We start from the raw sequence: 5964 nt of genomic DNA on the forward strand, positions 1-5964 counted from the left end.
GACTACTACACCGCAAGGTGCGTTACCTGTTAAGTTGATTGAACCGCCGTGTACCGAACGGTACGCACGGTGGTGTGAGAGGTCGGTAGGCGAAATAATCGCCTACCTCCTACTCGATTTCGGTGGTATAAAAACCGAAATTTATATGGATTTCCAGCGGGGACTGTGGTATGATGATCCATAGAAAATGGCGCAGATAGAAGGGAGCGTCTTCCATGCTTACAAAAGTTCGAGACTATATTTTGCACCAACATTTGATAGAGCCAGGCGAAACCGTACAGGTCGGAGTTTCCGGGGGAGCGGATTCCGTTTGCCTGCTATATGTGCTGTCCCAACTGCGGTCGGACTTGCAGTTTGAGCTGGAGGCGGTCCATGTCAATCACAATCTGCGCTCCACCGCTCACAGGGATGAAGATTTTACCTCAGGGATCTGTCGGGAGTGGGGGATCCCCTGCCGAATCGTATCCGTGGATGTCATGTCCAGGAGACAGCGTGAGCGCAGAGGGGTTGAGGAGGCGGCGCGGCAGCTCCGCTATGAAGCTTTTGCCGAGAGCAGCGCGCAGAAAACCGCGCTAGCCCATCACATGCAAGACCAGGCAGAGACGGTTTTGATGAATTTAATACGCGGCAGCGGGACAAAAGGGCTTGCAGGAATGCTTCCGAAGAATGGAAATGTCATCCGGCCGCTCCTTTGCTGCTCAAAACGCGAAATCATCGGCTATATGCAGGATCATGGCCTGCAATGGGTGGAGGATGAGACCAATCAAGATGTGGAGTTCACTCGAAATCGAATCCGGCATCAATTGATTCGCATGATCGAGGAGCAGTGGAATCCGAATTTCTGTGTGTCGGCGTCCCACGCAGCTGCCATGTTGCAGCAGGACGAGGAGTTTTTATCATCCATGGCGAGAGCTCAATATCAGCGCCTCAAACGGGAGCGGGGGGTGCTTCTCCTTGAAATGACAGAGCTTCCACCGGCGCTCGCCAGCCGTGTCGCGCGGTTATTTTTGGAGGATGTTGGCCATGGGCGGGACATTGGGTTCAGCCATATACAGGCTATTTTAGACATGGCAGATAAGCCGTCGGGATCGAAGATTAATTTGCCCGGGGGATTGACTCTGGAGAGAAGCTATGATATACTCCAGTGTTATCAGGAATCGGGAGATCTAGAGGACGGCTGGGCGTATCCCATAGAGAGTATTCCCTGTGAGATCGACGTGCCGGAGAACAAGTTGAAAATTAGGCTCCGATTTGTGAAAAGTATAAAAAATACGAATATTTGTGAAAAATTGTATACGAAATGGATAGATTATGATACAATAAAAGATACCTTGCAGGTACGCACAAGAAGGCCCGGCGACTATATCTCGGCGGCGGGCGGAAGGAAAAAGCTAAAAGACTATTTTATCGATGAGAAAATTCCACGGTCAGAACGGGACAGGATTCCGCTGCTGGCGGATGGCTCCCACATTCTGTGGATCATAGGATACAGGCTCAGCGACGGCTGCAAGATCGGGGAAGAGACAAAGCGGGTACTGGAGATTGATGCAGAATTTCCAGGCGCCTATATTTGAGGAGGAACAAAGATGGATGAGTCCAGAATTCATGTCATGATTGATGAGGTATCGCTTCAAAACCGGATTCGGCAGTTGGCGGATGAGATCAATCATGACTATCAGGGAAAAGAACTGGCAATGATCTGTGTTCTCAAGGGCGGCGTCATGTTTATGACGGATCTGGCAAAGTATATCCAGATCCCCATGACAATGGATTTCATGTCGGTGTCAAGCTATGGGAATCAGCAGGTTTCCACTGGCATTGTCAAGATCATGAAAGATTTGGACAATTCCATTGAAAACCAACATGTGTTGATCGTGGAGGACATCATGGATACGGGGAGAACTCTGCAATACCTGAAGAATTTGCTGGCCGACCGAAATCCGGCGTCCGTCAAGATCTGCACACTCCTGGATAAGCCCCATACCCGGGTGGTCCCGGTGAAAGCGGACTATACAGGATTTGTGATAGACGATAAATTCGTTCTGGGCTATGGCCTGGATTATGAGCAGCATTACCGGAACCTGCCGTATATAGCCTATGTGGAATAGGCAGCTGGGCGATCCGAGTTCAGAGAGGAGGATGCAAGGTTGAAAGATGGCTTTAAAGGAATTGGAATATATGTCTTTATTATTCTGATGTTGGTACTGGTCCTAATCATGGGGAACTTTGATTTTGGCCTTGGCGGGACAGAGCGGCTGACCGACGACAAATTTTATGCCGATTTAGAGAGCGGACAGATTGACAAAATTCAGGTGGATCCCATTAAGGTGGGGACCGCCGGGATGGGAAACGCGACCATCGTGTATAAGGCCACCGATTCCACAAGGGAGAATGGAGCGGTGCGCAGCCTGTATATTTCGGATGTGGAGAGTTTTCGCGAGTTCATGAGGGAGAACTATCCCGATGTGCCCATCTATGTCAAAGCCGTAAAGGCGGACGGATTTCTGTCAGAATTTCTTCCCATGTTGATCACCATGATCATCGTCCTGATCGTGTTTACGTTTATTATGAACCGGGCACAGGGAGGCGGCTCCGGCAATAAGGTCATGTCCTTTGGCAAAAGCAAGGCGAGAATGATCGTCGATGACAAGAACCGGATTCGGTTTAACAATGTCGCGGGCTTGGATGAGGAGAAGGAGGAGATGAAGGAAGTCGTGGAATTCCTGCGCGCGCCGAAGAAGTTCTCTGAGCTGGGCGCGAGGATTCCAAAGGGGGTCCTTCTCGTGGGCCCTCCTGGAACCGGTAAGACGTACCTGGCCAAAGCCGTGGCAGGGGAGGCGGGCGTTCCCTTTTTCAGCATTTCGGGTTCTGATTTTGTGGAAATGTTTGTCGGCGTCGGCGCTTCGCGGGTTCGGGATTTGTTTGAGCAGGCGAAGAAGAATGCGCCCTGCATCGTATTTATCGATGAGATCGATGCCGTAGGACGGCGCAGAGGCGCCGGCTTGGGCGGCGGCCATGATGAGCGGGAACAGACGTTGAATCAGCTGTTGGTTGAAATGGATGGCTTTGGTGTAAACGAGGGAGTCATCGTGATCGCAGCGACAAACCGGGTGGATATCTTGGATCCGGCGCTGCTGCGTCCAGGCCGGTTTGACAGGCGGATCGTGGTCAACAGACCGGATGTCAAAGGTCGAGAAGAAGTTCTGACTGTCCACTCGAAGGGAAAACCGCTGGGAGAAGACGTGGATCTTCGGGTTGTGGCCAGGACGACGGCCGGCTTTACCCCCGCAGATTTGGAGAATCTTCTCAATGAGGCTGCTATCTACGCGGCTAGGGAGAATCGAAAGTATATCACCATGCAGGATATACAGAACGCGTTCATCAAGATCGGGATTGGCACAGAGAAAAAGAGCCGCATTATCACTGACAAGGAAAAGCGGATTACAGCTTTCCACGAGGCGGGGCACGCCATTATCCACCATGTGATTTCGGAGCTCGATCCCGTGCACAGCATATCGATCATTCCCACGGGGATGGCGGGAGGATATACGATGCCGCTGCCTGAGGAAGACACTATGTACATGTCCAAAACGCAGATGGAGTCGGAGATTGTGGCCCTGCTTGGCGGCCGCGTGGCGGAGGAATTGGTGTTGCAGGACGTCACGACGGGGGCGTCCAATGATATTGAGCGCGCCACGGGCCTGGCGAGAGGCATGGTGACGAAGTATGGAATGAGCGATGTGCTGGGGCCGATTCAGTTTGGCGACGACAATGAAGAAGTCTTTCTTGGCCGGGATATTGGACACACCCGCAATTATGGCGAGGAGGTGGCCGGTACCATTGACCGGGAGATCCGCAAGATCGTCGATGACGCGTACAGCAGGGCGAAGAGCATCCTGACAGAACATATGCAGGTGCTTCACAAGACGGCAGAGCTGCTATTGAAAAAAGAAAAGATTACAGGAGAGGAATTTGCGAAGCTATTCCGGAGCCAGGAGATACCGGATCCAGCGACCTTTTAATCATAACTTAAGCAGGTCTCAATCAGGACAACGCTGCGGCTCAGAGAGTCTTGCAGCGTTGTCCTATATTTTGGAGGGAGACCAACGATGCGCGGTGCGCTGCGCCTGATTGGAGGACCGTATGAAATCGAAGATTCTACGTATGCTAAAAGAGAGACAGACGTATGTTTCGGGCGAGGAGCTCAGTGCACAGCTGGGCGTGACAAGAGCGGCTGTATGGAAGGCCATCGGCAAGCTTCGGGAGGAGGGCTATGAAATTGATTCCGCCACAAACCGCGGATACCGGCTGGTCTCCTGTCCACGGGACCGGATGACGAGGGAAACCCTCCTGGACGCGGCAACATATGACGGTTCCATGTGGAAAGAGATTTACTACGCCAAGCAGCTGGATTCCACAAATCTTGAGGCCAAGCGGGTGCTTCTGGAAGGCCGGGGAGCGGAGCCCGGCGCGGTGGTCTGTGAACAGCAGTTCAGCGGCAGAGGGAGGCGCGGCAGAGGATGGGTATCGCCGCTGGGAGCTGGTTTGTGGATGACCCTCGTTCTGCGGCCCAACCTGGAACCCATGAAGGCATCCATGCTGACCCTTGTGGCAGGGTTGGCGGTGAGCCGCGCCGTGGAAGAGCTGTATGAGATTCCGGCTACTATCAAATGGCCGAACGATATTGTAGTTCACGGGAAAAAATTGTGCGGGATTTTGACGGAGATGACGACAGAGGAGATGCGGATGACGGGGATCGTTGTAGGGATCGGCGTCAATACAGGGATCACGGACTTCGGAGAAGAACTCAGGGAGAAGGCCACGTCCCTGGCGCTGGAAGTGGCGAAGCCGGACGAGGTGGACAGGCTTATGGTCTTTCGCGCCGTCCTAAGGCAATTCCAATCCTGTTATGAGCAGTTCATGCAGACAAAGGATCTCTCGCTGTTGATTGACGACTACAATGCCCGGTGTATCACCGTCGGCCACAGGGTTCGCGTTGAGGAGGGAGCTTCCGCATTTGAGGCATGGGCGCAGGCTGTGGACGCCCAAGGAGAGCTCCTAGTTCGGCTGGAGGATGGGACGAGTCGAACCGTCTGTGCGGGAGAAGTTTCAGTGAGAGGAGTTATGGGGTATGTCTGAGGATAAGGTCGTATTAGCCTACGCAAGCCAATATAAAGAAAAGTATTATTTTAATGAAAATCTGGGAAAGATACCGGAAGAAATTAAAAAGGAAGTTCTCGTTTTGCTGATCTCACTGGTGGAGGAAGCCGGCGGAGTCGCAGAGATGGGATTCGATTTGGATGGCGAGGTGTATGTGGATAGCTGGTGCGAGGAGGGGGATCTGGGATATGATGAAATCAGCGCGGGGTTGCTGGTCCGGGAGATTGAGCGGGAGCAGCGGAGCCTTTTAGACAACCTTGCGCTCTGGTATCGCGCCATACGGGAGGCGAAAAGAAACCCGTAAATTCCCAAAGTAAGTCCCACAGAGGAAACGGAGATGGAGTTACTATGAGAAACGTAGTGGAAATAAGCCTGGGAAAGCTAAAAAAGAAGCAGAAATAAGTGGAAACAGAGACAGAAAAAGAGGAAAAGGGATTGCAAACTGTAAAAAAGGGGATGCATCGCGCTCTGGAACACGGGGCATCCCAGAGTAACTCCAGCTTCAGATGGATTAAGTTTGAGAAAAAATTACAGATTTTTAGAGAGATCTGCCACTCCTTTCAGAAGCAGGGGAGACTGTACCACCTGCTTCGGGGGGATTCTTGTTATCCCGAAAAGGTGTGCAACTGAATCGCCATAAAGGAAGGAAAACAGCTCAAAGGGTGTCTTCCCGCCATAAATGGAACGGCTGACCGAATTCACATGGGAGAAGATGAGGTCAACCGTATCCTGCGAAAAGTCATCGAAGGAAGAGCCCTTCGGGACAATGTCACGGAAAAGGGTATGGTTCTTTTCAATAAAGGG

General features: G+C 52.1%; 5 protein-coding genes and 1 pseudogene. 5 read left to right on the forward strand and 1 reads right to left on the reverse strand.

The annotated features are described in order from the left end of the window. The first annotated feature begins 215 nt into the window (after positions 1–215). The 5 genes from tilS (at position 216) to H8730_RS17050 (ending at position 5464) form a co-directional block, all read left to right on the forward strand. Positions 216–1574: a tRNA lysidine(34) synthetase TilS gene (gene tilS, locus H8730_RS17030; RefSeq protein WP_177716239.1), complete on the forward strand. Its 1359-nt coding sequence runs from the start codon at positions 216–218 to the stop codon at positions 1572–1574. A 12-nt stretch (positions 1575–1586) separates the two neighbouring features. Next, the gene (gene hpt / locus H8730_RS17035; RefSeq protein ID WP_177716237.1) at positions 1587–2108 is read left to right on the forward strand and encodes a hypoxanthine phosphoribosyltransferase; all 522 of its coding nucleotides are present in this window, start codon (positions 1587–1589) and stop codon (positions 2106–2108) included. A 39-nt stretch (positions 2109–2147) separates the two neighbouring features. Continuing rightward, positions 2148–4022 carry an ATP-dependent zinc metalloprotease FtsH gene (ftsH, locus tag H8730_RS17040; protein ID WP_283244034.1) on the forward strand — a complete coding sequence of 625 codons (1875 nt, stop codon included), beginning with the start codon at positions 2148–2150 and terminating at the stop codon, positions 4020–4022. Positions 4023–4143: 121 nt separating this feature from the next. Then, positions 4144–5139 carry a biotin--[acetyl-CoA-carboxylase] ligase gene (locus H8730_RS17045; RefSeq protein ID WP_249290251.1) on the forward strand — a complete coding sequence of 332 codons (996 nt, stop codon included), beginning with the start codon at positions 4144–4146 and terminating at the stop codon, positions 5137–5139. Beyond that, the gene (locus tag H8730_RS17050) at positions 5132–5464 is read left to right on the forward strand and encodes a DUF6145 family protein (protein WP_177716731.1); all 333 of its coding nucleotides are present in this window, start codon (positions 5132–5134) and stop codon (positions 5462–5464) included. The genes H8730_RS17045 and H8730_RS17050 overlap by 8 nt, the downstream gene beginning before the upstream one ends. A gap of 224 nt (positions 5465–5688) precedes the next feature. Here H8730_RS17050 and H8730_RS17055 read toward each other — a convergent pair. Then, positions 5689–5964, reverse strand: a pseudogene (locus tag H8730_RS17055) (IS30 family transposase); the annotation flags it as partial.

The sequence above is a fragment of the Bianquea renquensis genome, from assembly GCF_014384895.1.
In the GTDB taxonomy this organism is placed as follows: domain Bacteria; phylum Bacillota; class Clostridia; order Lachnospirales; family Bianqueaceae; genus Bianquea; species Bianquea renquensis.